Source organism: Mycobacterium sp. NGS17, assembly GCF_059813205.1.
In genome coordinates this window covers 1-224 of sequence record NZ_JCALED010000068.1, presented here as the reverse complement: position 1 = coordinate 224, position 224 = coordinate 1, and the positions used below count along the sequence as shown (strand labels likewise).

At 64.7% G+C, this 224-nt stretch carries 1 protein-coding gene; it reads left to right on the top strand.

Annotated elements, in window-relative coordinates; all coding sequences use genetic code 11:
- Nucleotides 1–34: 34 nt before the first annotated feature.
- On the top strand, nucleotides 35–224 hold a 190-nt coding region (locus AC5Y7E_RS24395; RefSeq protein ID WP_499950983.1), incomplete at its 3' end, for a hypothetical protein.

Sequence of the window (224 nt, the reverse complement as noted above, 5' to 3'; positions counted from 1 at the left end):
GGATGACCCTGCTGCCAGGCTGACTTTGGGTGATGTGCAGGCCACTTCGATTCCGGTGGGCACACTCACGGCTCGTACGGATTTGACCTTCTCCCTGGCCGAACGCTGGGGCGAAGGCGGTGAGCCAGCCGGGATCGGCGGAACGGTGGAGTTCCGCACCGATGTGTTCGATGCGGTCACCATCGAGACACTGATCGGCCGACTGCAGCGGGTGTTGGCGGCGC